We start from the raw sequence: 13,933 nt of genomic DNA on the forward strand, positions 1-13,933 counted from the left end.
GATGGCTCAGCCTCCCTGCTCGACCTCGGTGACCAGCGCCACCTTCTTGAAGCCCGCCCCCGAGAGGCGGCCCATGACCCGCATGATCTGCCCGTAATTGGCGTTCTTGTCGCCGCGGACGAAGATGCGCTCCTCGAAACCGCCGCGCGCCTGCGTCACCGCTTGCAACTTCGAGACCAGATCCTCGTACTTGATCTCGCTGTCGCCGAGATAGATCTGGCCGTTGGGCCGCACCGAGAGGGTGATCGGCTCCTTGTTGTCCTGGTTCACCGCGCTCGCCTGCGTCTGCGGCAGGTCGATGGGCACGCCCACCGTCAGCAGCGGCGCCGCCACCATGAAGATGATGAGCAGCACCAGCATGACGTCCACCATGGGCGTCACGTTGATTTCGGCCATGACCGGGGCGGCGCGCCGGCGCGAGCGCCGGCTCTGCCATCCTGCCGCCCCTCCGCCCGACATGCCCATGGTTCAGCCCCGCTCGTCGATCTGGCGCGAGAGGATGGCGGAGAACTCGTCCGCGAAACCCTCCAGCCGCTGGGCCTGACGCCCGGTCTGGGAAATGAACTTGTTGTAGAAAATCGTCGCGGGGATGGCGGCAATGAGGCCCATCGCGGTCGCGAACAGCGCCTCCGCAATGCCCGGCGCCACCACGGCGAGCGATGTGTTCTTGGATGCGGCGATGGACTGGAACGAGGTCATGATGCCCCAGACCGTGCCGAACAGGCCGACGAAGGGGCCGGCCGAGCCCACGGTCGCCAGCACCAGCAGACCCGTCTCCAGCCGCTCCACCTCGCGGGCGATGGTGACGTTCATCACCTTGTCGATCCGCTGGTTGAGGCCGGCGAGGGAGCGCGCGCCCCCCTCATAGGTGCGCTTCCACTCGCGCATGGCGGCGACGAAGATGGCGGCCATGCCGTGGTTGGAGCGACCCGCGAGGGTGCGGTAGAGGTCTTCGAGGCTCTGGCCGGACCAGAACACCTGCTCGAAGCGGTCCATCTCGCGCTTGTTGCGGGAGAACAGCATCCATTTGTTGATGATGATGGCCCAGACCCAGATCGAGGACACGATCAGGCCGATCATCACCAGCTTGACGACGATGTGGGCCTGCAGGAACAGGCCGAGGAAGGAGAAGTCCGCGGCGGGCGGCGCCACGGCGCTGCCGATCGGATCCTGGGCGAGCGCGGGCAGGGTGCCAAGAAGGAGGAGGCCCGCCGCCGTGGCGATCGCCGGCGTCAGGCGGGAAACGGTGCCGGTGCGGCTCGTCACATCAATCATCCTCGGCTCCGCGGTGCGCTCCTTGAGGAGGGACCGCTTCTGCGCTCGGGAGGGGGCGTGCCCGCCCGGAGCATCCGGCTCCCGCCCCGGCTTGAGGCCGCGCGGGTTTCGAGCGCCGGACGTCGCATTCAAAGTTTGGCGGCCCTTTGACCGGGCGAAACTGTCCAAACTTTGACGGGCGTGCCGGTCTGCGCTGCGGTGCGAAAGCGCCGCAGCCGGATGAAGCTGTGCATGAACACGCTTAATGCTGCGTTAGCGCAGCGCCGTGACGGTAACGAAAGTCGTGCCTTCCCAAGCGTCAACGGCGGATTTCGCCGAGCGCCTCCGCCTCACGGGCATCCGCGAGGGTCGCCTGGCGCAGGGAATCAGGGATGCGCTTGGCGCGACCCTCGGAGACGAAGGCCACCCGCACCGTGGCAGACACCAGCAACTCGTCGCCGCGCTTCACCTGCTGAAGCAGGGTGATGGAGGCACCGGCCACATCTTTGGATAGGGTGACGATCTGGAGCACGTCGTCGATGCGCGCGGGCTTCAGGAAGTCGATCTGCATGGCGCGGACGACGAAATGGAAGCCGGGCGCTTCCTCCGCTGCCTGCGCGAAGAGTTCGCCCTGCACCACGCCCAGAAGCCGCATGTAGTCGGAACGGCCGCGCTCCATGAAGCGCAGATAGTTGGCGTGATAGACGATGCCGGAGAAATCCGTGTCCTCGTAATAGACGCGCACGTCCAGCGCATGGCCGCCGGGAATGAGACGGCCGGCGAGGTGGAGGTTCTTGTCGGACGGGGAGGGAGTCGGACGCTCGATCATGGCGCCTTCCCATAAACGAGACCGCGCCCCTTGTGAACAAAGGGCGCGGTTCGGCCGGTACGGAACCTGGGGGGCGTTGGCGACCGTACCGACGTTCTTGACCGACAGTCCTGCCGGTCCGGGCGGTCAGCCGTTGCCGGAAGCGTCCGGCTGCGGCTCGTCGGCGCGGCGGCGGCGCTCGGCCATGAACTGGTCGAACTCGGCCTTGTCCTTGGCCTGACGCAGGCGATCAAGGAAGTCGCGGAACTCCTTCTGCTCCTCCTCGAGGCGGCGCAGGGTGTCCTGGCGATATTCGTCGAAGGCGCGATTGCCGCTGGAGGGAGCCGAACGGGTCCAGCATCCGAAGCCCTTCATCGTCTCTCCTCCCTGTTCCTGCCAGCGGGCGAAGCTGCGCTTGCCGCATCCGAACCGTCCGCTGCCGATGGCGAAGGCGAGGATGGCGAGGCCCAGCGGCCACCAGGCCATGAAGCCCAGTACCGTGAGCGCGATCCACGCCGGTTTACCGTAGCTGTCGAGCTTGTAAGCGAGCTCCATGGCTGTCGTTCCCGGTTAATGTAAATAACATTTACATAGATAGGTCGCAGGACGCTCCTTGTCAATGGGCGCCTGCCGACGCCTCACTCGGAGGGGGCGCCGAGGCCCTTCAGATAGACGAGGAATCCGGCCTCAAGAAGGTCGTCCGGGTCCATGGGCAGCTTGCGCCGTCCGCCATCGGCGCGGCCGAACAGCGAGGCAACGCCGTGGGCGAGGGACCAAGTGTGCAGCGCCACCATCAGAGCCGGCGGGCGGCCGGGGCCGGGAATGTGAGAGACCAGAACTTCGGCGGCCTCGCGCAGTGCGCCGAAAGCCTTGTCCCCCGCCTGCTTCAAACCTTCGTGACGATCGGGAGAAAGGCCGGATTCAAACATCGCCACATATTCCGCCGGCCGGCTGCGGGCGAAGGCGAGGTAGGCGCGGCCGACCCGCTCGAAGGCTACGGAGGCCTTGGGGCGCCCGCCCTGCCAGGCGGCCTGCAAGGTCTCGGTCAGTCGGTCGAACCCTGCGGTGGCAACGGCTGCGAGCAGTTCGTCCCGGTCGCGGAAATGCCGGTAGGGAGCGGCAGGGCTCACCCCGGCCCGGCGGGCCGCCTCGGCGAAGGTGAAGCCGGCGACACCTTTCTCGGCCACGAGGTCGAGCGCGGCCTGCATCAGGGCTTCCCGCAGGTTGCCATGATGGTAGGAGCGCGTTTCGCCGTTCCGGGTCCAGCTCATGTCAATGTGCTTTACATTCCGCGCGGGCTGCCGTCGACTCGTCCGTCAGTCGCCCCTCTCAATCGCCTTCGTCGAACAGCGGCATCTGTTTGACGGAGGGCGGCTCCGCAAGCCCGAGGTGGCGGAAGGCGGCGCCGGTCAGCATCCGCCCGCGCGGGGTGCGCTGGATGAAGCCCTGCTGCACGAGGAAGGGCTCGACGATCTCCTCAATGGCATCGCGCGGCTCGGACAGGGCAGCAGCCAGCGTGTCCACGCCCACCGGTCCGCCGCCGTAGAATTCGGCGATCACCGTGAGATAGCGCCGGTCCATGGCGTCGAGGCCGGCGGCGTCCACCTCCAGGGCGAGGAGGGCGCGGTCGGCGATCTTGCGATCGATCCGCTCCGCCTCGGCCACCAGCGCGAAATCGCGCACCCGTCGCAACAGCCGGCCGGCGATGCGCGGGGTTCCACGCGCGCGGCGGGCGATCTCGGTGGCGCCGTCGGGGGCGATGGCGATGCCCATCACCCGCGCCCCGCGCACCACGATCTTCTCCAGTTCCTCCACCGTGTAGAACTGGAGGCGCACGGGAATGCCGAAGCGGTCGCGCAGCGGCGTGGTGAGGAGGCCGGAGCGGGTGGTGGCGCCCACCAGCGTGAATTTTGGCAGCGAGATCTTCACCGAGCGTGCGGCCGGGCCCTCGCCGATCACGAGATCCAGCTCGTAATCCTCCATGGCCGGATAGAGGATTTCCTCCACGGCGGGGGAGAGACGGTGGATCTCGTCGATGAAGAGCACGTCGCGCTCTTCGAGATTGGTGAGGATGGCGGCAAGGTCGCCGGCCTTGGCGATGACAGGCCCGGAGGTGGAGCGGAAGCCCACGCCCATCTCGCGCGACATGATCTGCGCCAGCGTCGTCTTGCCGAGGCCGGGCGGCCCCACGAACAGAACGTGGTCCAGCGCCTCGCCGCGCGCCCGCGCCGCCTTGATGAAGATTTCCAGATTGGCGCGCGCCTGCGCCTGACCGACGAACTCCGACAGGAGCTGCGGGCGCAGGGTGGAATCGGCGGCATCATCGCCGCGCTTTTCGCCCGAGAGGAGGCGGGTGTTCATGACGAGAGCCTTGCGCGCCTCGGGACCAGCGACTCGCGCGACTGTAGTGCCTGCCGGCCGGGTACGGAAGGGGAACGGACCTCCCGGGCGTGATCTGGATTAATGCGGGCGCGGGCCGCATGTGGAAACCTGCCACCTCCACCTCAGGAGGTCGCCATGGGCCGTGCCATGAAGGAGCTTCCGCTCGCGGAGGTCTACAAGCTGATCGAGCCGGGGCCGGTGGTCCTGCTCACGACGGCGGCGCGGGGGCGGGCCAACGTCATGGCCATGTCCTGGCACATGATGGTGGAATTCACCCCGCCGCTCATCGCCTGCATCGTCTCGTCCGCCGATTTCAGCTTCAGGGCGCTGCGCGCCACGAAGGAATGCGTCATCGCCATTCCCGCCGTGGCGCTGGCGGAGAAGGTGGTGGCCGTGGGCAACTGCTCCGGCGAAGAGGTGGACAAGTTCTCCACGGTCGGGCTCACGCCCGTTCCCGCAGCGCTGGTTCAGGCGCCGCTGGTGGCGGAGTGCTTCGCCAACCTCGAATGCCGCGTGGTGGAGACGCGCCTCGTCAACCGCTTCAACCTGTTCGTGCTGGAGGTGGTGAAGGCGTGGCGCGACCCGGCGCAGAAGGCGCCGCGCACCATTCATCACCGAGGCTACGGCACCTTCTCGGTCGATGGCGAGGAACTGAAGATCGCCTCGCGGATGCCGTGAGCGTCCTACTTGGCCAGCTCCTTCAGCCCGAGGCGGATCAGCGTCTCGGTCTTGGCGTCCTCACCGGCCGAGCGCAAGGCGGCGGCAATAGCGGCGTTGGCCTGGGGTGCGCCATAGCCGAGATTGACGAGGGCGGACATCGCATCCGCTGCCGCGCCACCGGCGACCGGGGCCGCCGCCGGGGCGCCGCCGATGTCGGCGAGGGAAACCGAGCCTGCGCCGAAGCCCGGCATCTTGTCCTTCAGCTCGGTCACGATGCGGGTGGCCACCCGTGGGCCGACGCCCGGGGCGCGCGCCACCGTGGTCTTGTCGCCCAGCGCGATGGCCTGGGTCAGCTCGGAGGCGGTGAGGGTGGAGAGCACCGCCAGCGCCGTCTTGGTGCCGATGCCCTGCACGCCCTGCAGCAGGCGGAACCAGTCCCGCTCCGCCGCCGAGGCGAAGCCGAACAGGCGGATCGCGTCCTCCCGCACATGGGTCTCGATGAACAGCGCCGTCGCCTCGCCCGTCCGGGGCAGGGCGGAGAGGGTGCGGCCGGAGCAATGGACGAGATAGCCCACGCCGTGCACATCGATGATGGCGTGGTCCTCGTTGAGTTCGTCCACCACGCCCTTGAGCTTCCCGATCATGTGCGACCCTTCAGCCCGTGGCTGCGGTGAAAAAGACGAAGGTGGCGAGGGCGCCGAGGCCGGTGCGGACCATGTGCAGTTGCCCCCAGTTGGCGATAAGCCGGCGCGTGTGCGGCCCGGCTTCCTCTTCCCGCGCGCCCATGAGCGCCCGGTTGGTGGGCATGATGCCGACCAGCGTGAACGGCCAGTTGGCGAGCATCAGCACCGCGCCGGCGAGCCAGCGCCAATCATTGTCCGTGGCGAAGGCGGCGGTGCCCAGCAGGGCGCCGGCCAGAGCCAGCGTCGCCTGCATGGCGAAGCCGCGCCGATAGGCCGGCTTCCACTGGGCGAGCGCCGCGCCGTCCGGCAGCATGAGCCGCGCCGGCTGCTCCACCGCATTGATATAGAAGGCGGCGCCGGTGAAGACGGCCGCCGTGACGAGCGCAAGCTGTCCATAGATCATGGCGAATATCCCCCGGGGTCGCGGGGGAGTTTACAGCGCCGCGCGCGCACGCGCAGCCGCGCCACGATGATGCGCATGGGTAATGGCGATGGCGAGGGCATCGGAGGCGTCGTCGGTCTCGGGCGTCGCCTTCGGCAGGAGAATGCCGATCATCATGCGCACTTGGGCTTTTTCCGCCCGCCCGGCGCCCACGACACTCTTTTTCACCAGCAGGGGCGCATATTCGGCAACGGGCAGCCCCATCTGCGCCGGGGCGAGCATGACGACGCCGCGGGCCTGGCCGAGCTTCAGGGTCGATGACGGGTTCATGTTCACGAAGGTCTCCTCCACCGCCGCCTCGGCCGGGGCGAAGCGTAGGAGAACGTCCACCAGGCCGCGATGCAGGAAGGCCAGCCGCTCGGCCATCTCGCCCGCCTCGGGGGGGAGGATCGTGCCGCAGGCGACGAAAGAGAGCCGCGAGCCGAGCACGTCGATGACGCCCCAGCCCGTGCGGCGAAGGCCCGGGTCGAGGCCGAGGATGCGAATCGCGTTCAGGTCCATGGGGCCAAGGTGCGCCAGCGGGCGGACCGGGGAAAGGGGATGCCGCAGACCGGCATCCCATCCCTCAGTGCGCGGTGCCGGCGGAGCTTGCGACCCGCGTTGCGGCCTTGGCCGGGGTGGCGCTGGCCACGACGTCGGGCGCCTGTTCCTGCCATTCCGGCTTGATGGTCACCGTATTGGCGGCGGCGACCGGCGTCGCGGGAACGAAGGCGGCGGAGGCCTGCTGGGCCTTGGCCAGCACGGCGGGATCGGCGTCTCGGCTCAGGATGTCGCGCTTGCGGGCGCTGTCCTCGTCGCCCTGCCGGGCGGCGAGATCGAGCCACTTCCAGGCTTCCGCCGCGTCGGCGCTCACGCCGAGGCCGCGGGCATAGATGACGCCGAGATTGTACTGGCTGTCGCGATGGCCGAGATCGGCGGCGGTGCGGAACCATTTGAGCGCGCCGGCCCAGTCGGGCTTGCCGTTAAGGTCGGGCAAGGTGCCCTCGGACAGAAGCATGGCGAGGGCGTGCATGGCGCGCACGTTCCCCTGCTCGGCGGCCCAGGTGTAGAACCGCCGCGCCTCGCCCATGTCCTTGCCGGCCGACTCATAGAGTGCGCCGAGCCTGAGCGCGGCCGGGGCGGACCCGCGCTGCACCGCATAGCCGAGCCATTTGGTGGCGGCATCGAGATTGACGTCCGTGCCGCGGCCTTCCGCATAGCGGCCGGCCACGAGGAACGCAGCGGCGGGATCGCCATCGCGGGCGGCGGTCTGCAAGGCGGACGGGCCGATGGCCGGCGGGAGTTCTGTCGGAGCCACCCCGGCGATGGCAGGTGCGGCGAGCCGGCGCAGGGCTTCAGTCAGCCCGGTGACGATCTCCGGCCCGTTGCGCACGGCCATGCCCACGCTGAGGCCGGTGAAGACAGTGGTCGCCCCCGCGATCAGGGCCACCATGGCAATGTGACGGCGCCGCGCGAACAGGCCGGCGAACACGCCCGGCGCGTGCGGACGGCGTTCGCGGGCCTTCTCCGCCTTGCGGGCGCGCTTTTCGAGGCGCGGACGCTCCTCCTCCGCTTCCTTTGCGTGCGCGGGGGGCGTGCCCCAGTCGACGCGGCGGTTCGGGCGGGGCCACGGCACATCGGTCGCTGCGGCGCGAAGGGCGCTTTCGAGGGCGTCGGCCTCGGTGGCGTCACCCGCGGCGCGGCGCTGCGGCTGGGGCGCGGCATCCTCGGCCCGGATCTCGGGAGCGGGCTGGAATTCCGGCTCCTGGTAGGTGGCGTGGGGTTGGGGCGCCTCGTCGTAGGACGGCTCTTGATAATACCCCGCGTCCTGGTACGCAGCCTCCTGGTACGCGGCCTCCTCATAGGCCGCTTCATGGGCCGCGTCTTGGGCCGCTTCCTGGGCCGGCGCCCGTCCCGCGGTGGACCGGGGGGCGTAGGTGCCGTCTCCCTCCTGGGCGAGGGCAACGGAAATGCTGTCCAGCTGCTGCTCCAGCTCGGCGGCCATAAGCTCGCCGGCCCGGCGCTCCATCTCGTCCTGACGGGCTTCGAGGGCGGCCAGGCCGCGCTTCAAGCCGAGCACGGCGGCGCCGTCCGGATTGTCGGACACCTTGGCCGCCACGGCCGCGGCGGCCTCGTTGGCGACCGAGCGGGTATCCTCGCGGACGTTGCGGACTTCCTCGCTCAGGCGCCGCAAGCCCGTCTCGATCTCGTCGAGGCGGCCGAGCCGGTCGTGAGTCTGGCGCAGCTGGTCCGACAGGCCGGACAGGTGCCGCTCCATCGCATCGACGACGGAGCTGCCCGACCGGCCGCTTTCCTCCGCTGCGGCAAGGCGCGCCGCGATGGCTCCGAGCCGCTGCGAGATTTCAAGGCCGAGCGCGGGCGAGACGCTCGCCGCCTGATCGGCGATCTGCCCGGACATGCGATCGAGCCGGGCATGAACACCGTTGACCGATTCGAGCAGCGAGGCGCGCAGGCGCTCGGTTGCCTCCGCATCGCCGGCGCGGCCGCGGGCTTCCAGGTCCGCGAAGCGGCGCAGCAGGGCATCGGCATTGCGCTCGAAATCGCCGGCCGCGTCGGTCAGGCGCTGTGCTGCCTGCTCGCCGGCCAAGGCAACGCTCTCGGCGCAGGCGCCGAGCCGCTGGGCCAGCTTCGCCATGGCGTCCTGTCCCTGCGGACCGGTGACGAGGCGCTGCACGAGATCGCGCATTTCGCCCATCTGGCTCTGCAGGCGGGCGACCTCCACCGGGTCCACGGCACGGGCGCCCAGAAGATCGATCTTGCGGCCGAGGGCATCGATGCCTGATTCGACCACCTTGAAGCGCTCGGCAAAGCGCTCGTTACGCCCCACCTCGCCAAGGCTGCCACGAATGGAGGCGAGTTCGTCGAGGATGGCCTGGTCCGATCCCTCACGGGTCGCACCGGCCTCGCGCAAATCGTCGACGCGGCGAGACAGAAGCGTGATCGCGCGGTCCATCTCGGTGACGGCCCGCTTGGGGGCGGCCGTCGCCAGACGTTCACGCAGAATGCCGATTTCCCCCCGGAGAGCTTCGATTGCCGAAGCGGGAAGATCGAAGACGTCCCATGCGGGGACGTCCGGCTGTTCGGCCTGCGCATAGGGATCGAAGCCGTGATGGCTCTCGAAGCCCTTGCGTGTCCGGGCCGTGCGCTCAAAACGCTCCATTCCGGCCTCCCGCGGGGCGAACGGATGACCTTGAGGTGTCAAAGTACCATGCCCCGATTCGGTGATGTCCTCAGCACAGAATTTCGGATCAAGGTAAATCGCCGGTTAATTACCACCGCTGCGGCGCGGCGGTGGAAATCGCGGGGAAAGGCAGCCACGCGAGGTCGTCCAGCTTGTCGTGGACAGGAGCGCCTGTCCCTGGAGCAGGCTGCGCAGGGCTCCACCTCGGTCAGGTAGCACGCCCTAACGTCCCCCATACGTCTGCCGCACCCTCCGCAGCGGCAACCTTGCGAAGCGTGACCTTCGCCATTATCGCATTTGGTGTGGTCTCATAAGTATATGATTTAATTGAGTTGTAACTGTTACTTTCCCCTACGGTATCCCTCAGAACCTCCCCAGTCCGTCATCACGACGGTAGGCATAGTGGCGCAGCGGCACCTCCGGTCCGGTCTGGTTCATTCCAGCCTGCCCGAGACAGCCGGTTCCGCTCCTGGGGAAGCGCACGCTGCGTGCGTGGGGGGCGCTGCAACCACGACAGGTCGCCACAGGCCATCCGTCCGTGCCACGGACAGGATCGCGATAAGGGGAATTGAGGCATGGACGCCAACACGTTCGAGAAGACTTTCGACCACGGACTGGGATCCGTCGTTCCTTCGCAGGCTCATGTGGCTGCTGAGGCCTACCGCGAGGGCGTGGTCTTCACCATCGGCGACCTCTCCCGCGAGTTCGGGATCACCCTGCGCGCCCTGCGCTTCTATGAGGACAAGGGCCTCATCTCGCCCCGCCGCGACGGCATGACCCGGCTCTATTCCGAATCCGATCGCAAGCGTCTGGCGGTCATCCTGAAGGGCAAGCACCTCGGCTTCACCCTGGCGGAGATCCGGGCGCTGGTGGCGGCCCATGAGGGTGGCGAGAGCGAGCTGTCCCTGTCGCGCGATCGTTGCCTGTCGCAGATCGCCCAGCTCGAGCGTCAGCGCGGCGAGATCGACACCGCCATCGCCGAGCTGAAGTCCATGGCCACGGCGTTCGCCGCCTGAGGCCTGAGGAGAGGCGGCCGTGCCGCCTCTCAGGGTACCTGAATGCGAGCGGCCCGGCCTTGCCGGGCGCTCATTTTCCGAAAAACCGGCGCCGGATCAGGCGCTCAGCTTAGCCAGCAGGGCGTCGGACAGCTCGAAATTGGCGGTGACGGTCTGCACGTCGTCATTGTCCTCGAGGGTCTCGACGAGGCGCATCAGCTTCTCGCCGGTCTCATCGTCCACCGCCACCGTGTTCTGCGGCCGCCAGACGAGGGCCGCCTTGTTCGGCTCTCCGAACTTCTGCTCCAGCGCCCGCTGCACTTCCGCCAGGCTCTCGGCAGCGCAGATCACTTCGTGACCGTCCTCGCTGGAGGTCACGTCGTCCGCCCCGGCCTCGATGGCCGCTTCCATCATGGTGTCGGCATCCGCCTTGCTGGGGGCATACTCGATGCGCCCCACCCGGTCGAACATGAAGGACACCGCGCCGGTCTCGGCGAGGTTGCCGCCCGACTTGGTGAAATAGGAGCGCACTTCCGATGCGGTGCGGTTGCGGTTGTCGGTGAGCGCCTCGACGATCACCGCGACGCCACCCGGGCCGTAGCCCTCATAGCGGATCTCGTCGTAATTCTCCGTGTCTGCCCCGGCCGCCTTCTTGATGGCGCGGTCGATATTGTCCTTGGGCATGTTCTCGGCGCGGGCCGCGAGGATGGCGGCGCGCAGGCGCGCGTTCATGTTGGGGTCCGGCAGGCCCATCTTGGCCGAGACCGTGATTTCGCGCGCCAGCTTGGAGAACAGCTTGGAACGCATCGCGTCCTGCCGCCCCTTGCGGTGCATGATGTTCTTGAATTGTGAATGCCCGGCCATGGCCACCGTCCCGTTGTGCGGACCCGCCCCGCGCGCCGCGCAAGCGGCGCCGCCCGGACCGATCCTGTTGACTGGAGCCGGCCTTATAGGCGGGCCGACGGGAAAAGGGCAAGGAAGCGGGTGCAGCATGGCGCTGCCGGGCTTTTCCTGCCGCTAGGGTAGGGGGCGTCAGTCCCAGAAGGTCGGCCGGGACGGCTCAAGCCCGGCGCCGAGGCGCACGGCCGCGACCTTCACCGCAAGGCCGGTCCGGTCGTCCGTCTCAACGGCGACGCCCGAAAGCGCCGCAGGGCCGGACGCCGGCTCGAACCGGCCGGAGGCGAGCTTGCGGGTGAAGCGCCGCAGGGGCTCTTCCTTGTCCATGCCGATCACGCCGTCATAGGCGCCGCACATGCCCGCGTCGGTCATGTAGGCGGTGCCGCCGGAGAGAATGCGGTAGTCGGCGGTAGGGACATGGGTGTGGGTGCCCACCACGAGGGAGGCGCGGCCGTCACAGAAATGGCCAATGGCCTGCTTCTCGCTGGTGGTCTCGGCATGAACATCCACCACGATGGCATCCACCATCTCGCCCAGCGTGGCGCCGTCCAGCGCGCGGTCGAGGCCGGCGAAGGGATCGTCGAGCGGGTCCATGAAGATGCGGCCCATGACATTCAGCACCAGCACCCGCGCGCCGTTGCGCGCTTCGACCAGAGCCGCGCCGCGGCCGGGCGTGCCGGGCGGATAGTTCAGCGGCCGCACCAGAGCGGGGGCGCGCTCGATGAAGACGAGCGCTTCGCGCTGGTCAAAGGAGTGGTTGCCGAGGGTGATGGCGTCGGCGCCGGCGGCGCGCAGCTCATCATAGATCGCCTCGGTGATGCCGAAGCCGCCGGCGGCATTCTCGCCGTTCACCACAACGAGGTCGAGGGACCATTGGGCGACGAGGCCCGGCAGGTGCGACACGACGCATTCGCGGCCTGAGCGGCCGACGACGTCGCCAAGAAACAGAATGCGCATGAACTTTTCCGGTAGGCACGATCGAGGGGCAGCGGGCGGGCGTCAGGGGCGCGCCGTCACGCTGAAAGATTCCCTTTCCGTTATCATCATGTCCACCGGCTCGTCATGGGGTTCGGCGGGTACCTGTTCGACCTCCTGGCACGCAAATGCATACCCCAGAGCCCGGACAGGGCGCTGCGCACGCAGAAGCGCAAGGGTACGATCATAGAAGCCGGCGCCGTAGCCGATGCGGAAGCCGCGCCGGTCAAAGGCGGCGAGGGGCACCATCAGCACGTCCGGAACCACCTCCTCGGCATGGGCGGGCGGCTCGGGGATGCGGAAAGCTCCTGCGGGGATCAGCGCGTCTTCGGCGCGCCACAGTCGGAACAGCAGCGGTCGGTCGCGGCCGAGGATGACAGGCAAGGCGAGCCGGGCGCGCCGGGCGCGCAGCTCAGCCGCAAGCGGGGCGGTGTCGATCTCATCGCGGAAGGCGCAGAAGAGCGAGACGGTCAGGCCGGAGATGTCGCCCAGAGCGGCGGAGGCCTGCCGAGCCGCGGCTTCGGATGCCGCGGCGCGGGCCTGAGGCCCCATGGCCGCGCGCCGTCCGAGGGCGAGGAGGCGCAGGCGCTTCTTCTCGGCGGCCAGACTTTCGCCGGCCGCATCTTCACAGGCCATGTCGTTTGAAGCGTGTGGATGAAGGGAAGACGTGCGGAGCCACAAAAGCCGTCGGAGGTCGATCCCGGGAAACCTACAACGTAGGTGGGCGCCATATGTCCAAGCCCGGAGGCAAGGTCAGGGACAGCTCCCTTAAGGATCGATAAGGCCCCGGGGAAATGTCTCCTAACGAGCCCCGCAGCCCCGCACTGCCAATGTAGGGACGAAAAGGACGCGGCGCCAGTCCCTTCGGCCTGAAGCTTCAGCCCATCCCCACCGTTCCGCGCTCCTTGGGAGCGAGTTCCGCCACGAGGCGCTCGATGCGCTCGGCCACGGCGTCGATGGTGCGTGCCACCTCTTCCTCGCTGGCCTCAATGCGGGCCATGGCGGAGGCGCGGGCGTCCCGCTGGCTCTCGATATCGCTTTCCAGCGCCCGGATGCGGCCGCGCGCCGAGGCCAGCTCGTCCGCGATGGTGATGGCGGCCATGACGACGAGGCGCTGGTCGCCGATCTCTCCGAACGCGCCGCGCAATTGCGTGATGCGGTCGTCGATGTCCCGGGCGAGGCGGATGAGGTGCTCTTCCTGCCCCTCGTCGCAGGCCATCCTGTATTGCCGGCCTGCGATGGTGACGGAGACGTGCGGCATCGCCTCAGCCGCCGTGGGTCGCGAGCACGTCGCGAATGGTGCTCATGGCCACGTCGAGGCGGCGGATGATCTCGCGCCCCGCCTCTTCCACCTCGCCGGCCTCCGCCTGGGCCACGTCCAGCTCGGCGGCGAGCCGGGCGCGGTCATTGCCGAGGGCGTGGAGCTGGGCCAGCAGAGCCTCCTGATGGCGATCGGCGTCGCGCCGGCGATCGATGGCGTCGGTCAGCGCGTCGAGCGCGGCGTGGAGGCGCCGGGTCGCCGCCTCGATGGGGGCGTCCTGCAGCGGCGGGCGTTGCTTCAGCGCATACATGACGAGACTTTAACCGAGTCGGACGGGCGGCGGAACGCCGCTCTTTCCAGTCTGTCAACATGAATGCGGCGCCCTGAGGAGGCAA

17 protein-coding genes and 1 other RNA gene are annotated in these 13,933 nt (G+C 68.6%); 2 read left to right on the forward strand and 16 right to left on the reverse strand.

Annotated elements, in window-relative coordinates:
- Positions 1 to 6: 6 nt before the first annotated feature.
- From tolR to ruvB, 6 genes are all read right to left on the reverse strand, one after another.
- Entirely contained in the window at positions 7 to 465 is a 459-nt protein-coding gene (gene tolR / locus A37E_RS0117920) for a protein TolR (protein WP_029557868.1), read from the reverse strand.
- A 3-nt stretch (positions 466 to 468) separates the two neighbouring features.
- Entirely contained in the window at positions 469 to 1,275 is an 807-nt protein-coding gene (gene tolQ / locus A37E_RS0117925; protein WP_024279748.1) for a protein TolQ, read from the reverse strand.
- A gap of 298 nt (positions 1,276 to 1,573) precedes the next feature.
- The gene (ybgC, locus tag A37E_RS0117930) at positions 1,574 to 2,083 is read right to left on the reverse strand and encodes a tol-pal system-associated acyl-CoA thioesterase (RefSeq protein ID WP_029557870.1); all 510 of its coding nucleotides are present in this window, start codon (positions 2,081 to 2,083) and stop codon (positions 1,574 to 1,576) included.
- Between the two features lie 126 nt (positions 2,084 to 2,209).
- A complete protein-coding gene (locus A37E_RS0117935; RefSeq protein ID WP_024279746.1) occupies positions 2,210 to 2,617 on the reverse strand; it encodes a DUF2852 domain-containing protein in 408 nt (135 codons plus the stop codon).
- 83 nt (positions 2,618 to 2,700) lie between these two features.
- Positions 2,701 to 3,333: a TetR/AcrR family transcriptional regulator gene (locus A37E_RS0117940; RefSeq protein WP_029557871.1), complete on the reverse strand. Its 633-nt coding sequence runs from the start codon at positions 3,331 to 3,333 to the stop codon at positions 2,701 to 2,703.
- A 58-nt stretch (positions 3,334 to 3,391) separates the two neighbouring features.
- Positions 3,392 to 4,423 (reverse strand): Holliday junction branch migration DNA helicase RuvB, encoded by a 1,032-nt coding sequence (ruvB, locus tag A37E_RS0117945; protein WP_029557872.1) that lies wholly within the window; start codon positions 4,421 to 4,423, stop codon positions 3,392 to 3,394.
- A gap of 168 nt (positions 4,424 to 4,591) precedes the next feature.
- Here ruvB and A37E_RS0117950 point away from each other — a divergent pair, with 168 nt between their 5' ends.
- Complete coding sequence (locus A37E_RS0117950) at positions 4,592 to 5,122, forward strand: flavin reductase family protein (RefSeq protein ID WP_029557873.1); 531 nt, start codon at positions 4,592 to 4,594, stop codon at positions 5,120 to 5,122.
- A 5-nt stretch (positions 5,123 to 5,127) separates the two neighbouring features.
- On the opposite strand, the gene ruvA is transcribed toward A37E_RS0117950, so the two are convergent.
- The 4 genes from ruvA to A37E_RS25460 form a co-directional block, all read right to left on the reverse strand.
- The gene (gene ruvA / locus A37E_RS0117955) at positions 5,128 to 5,748 is read right to left on the reverse strand and encodes a Holliday junction branch migration protein RuvA (RefSeq protein ID WP_029557874.1); all 621 of its coding nucleotides are present in this window, start codon (positions 5,746 to 5,748) and stop codon (positions 5,128 to 5,130) included.
- Between the two features lie 10 nt (positions 5,749 to 5,758).
- Positions 5,759 to 6,190: a DUF1772 domain-containing protein gene (locus A37E_RS0117960; RefSeq protein ID WP_081837661.1), complete on the reverse strand. Its 432-nt coding sequence runs from the start codon at positions 6,188 to 6,190 to the stop codon at positions 5,759 to 5,761.
- Positions 6,191 to 6,220: 30 nt separating this feature from the next.
- A complete protein-coding gene (gene ruvC / locus A37E_RS0117965) occupies positions 6,221 to 6,730 on the reverse strand; it encodes a crossover junction endodeoxyribonuclease RuvC (protein WP_024279740.1) in 510 nt (169 codons plus the stop codon).
- A gap of 64 nt (positions 6,731 to 6,794) precedes the next feature.
- Complete coding sequence (locus A37E_RS25460; protein WP_038193345.1) at positions 6,795 to 9,389, reverse strand: SEL1-like repeat protein; 2,595 nt, start codon at positions 9,387 to 9,389, stop codon at positions 6,795 to 6,797.
- 596 nt (positions 9,390 to 9,985) lie between these two features.
- On the opposite strand from A37E_RS25460, the gene A37E_RS0117975 reads away from it, so the two are divergent.
- Positions 9,986 to 10,426 (forward strand): MerR family DNA-binding transcriptional regulator, encoded by a 441-nt coding sequence (locus tag A37E_RS0117975; protein ID WP_024279738.1) that lies wholly within the window; start codon positions 9,986 to 9,988, stop codon positions 10,424 to 10,426.
- Between the two features lie 96 nt (positions 10,427 to 10,522).
- Here the strand turns inward: A37E_RS0117975 and A37E_RS0117980 are convergent, their stop codons facing one another.
- From A37E_RS0117980 to A37E_RS0118000, 6 genes are all read right to left on the reverse strand, one after another.
- Entirely contained in the window at positions 10,523 to 11,269 is a 747-nt protein-coding gene (locus A37E_RS0117980) for a YebC/PmpR family DNA-binding transcriptional regulator (protein WP_029557876.1), read from the reverse strand.
- A 168-nt stretch (positions 11,270 to 11,437) separates the two neighbouring features.
- A complete protein-coding gene (locus tag A37E_RS0117985; RefSeq protein WP_029557877.1) occupies positions 11,438 to 12,259 on the reverse strand; it encodes a TIGR00282 family metallophosphoesterase in 822 nt (273 codons plus the stop codon).
- 42 nt (positions 12,260 to 12,301) lie between these two features.
- Complete coding sequence (locus A37E_RS0117990) at positions 12,302 to 12,913, reverse strand: 5-formyltetrahydrofolate cyclo-ligase (protein ID WP_029557878.1); 612 nt, start codon at positions 12,911 to 12,913, stop codon at positions 12,302 to 12,304.
- A 32-nt stretch (positions 12,914 to 12,945) separates the two neighbouring features.
- Positions 12,946 to 13,100: non-coding RNA, 6S RNA (gene ssrS, locus A37E_RS26565), on the reverse strand.
- Between the two features lie 54 nt (positions 13,101 to 13,154).
- Positions 13,155 to 13,538, reverse strand: coding sequence for a cell division protein ZapA (locus A37E_RS0117995; protein WP_024279734.1), 384 nt, complete (start codon positions 13,536 to 13,538; stop codon positions 13,155 to 13,157).
- A 4-nt stretch (positions 13,539 to 13,542) separates the two neighbouring features.
- Positions 13,543 to 13,848, reverse strand: coding sequence for a DUF4164 domain-containing protein (locus tag A37E_RS0118000; RefSeq protein WP_051460620.1), 306 nt, complete (start codon positions 13,846 to 13,848; stop codon positions 13,543 to 13,545).
- Positions 13,849 to 13,933: the final 85 nt, after the last annotated feature.

This window comes from Xanthobacter sp. 91 (genome assembly GCF_000702385.1).
In the GTDB taxonomy this organism is placed as follows: Bacteria; Pseudomonadota; Alphaproteobacteria; order Rhizobiales; family Xanthobacteraceae; genus Xanthobacter; species Xanthobacter aminoxidans.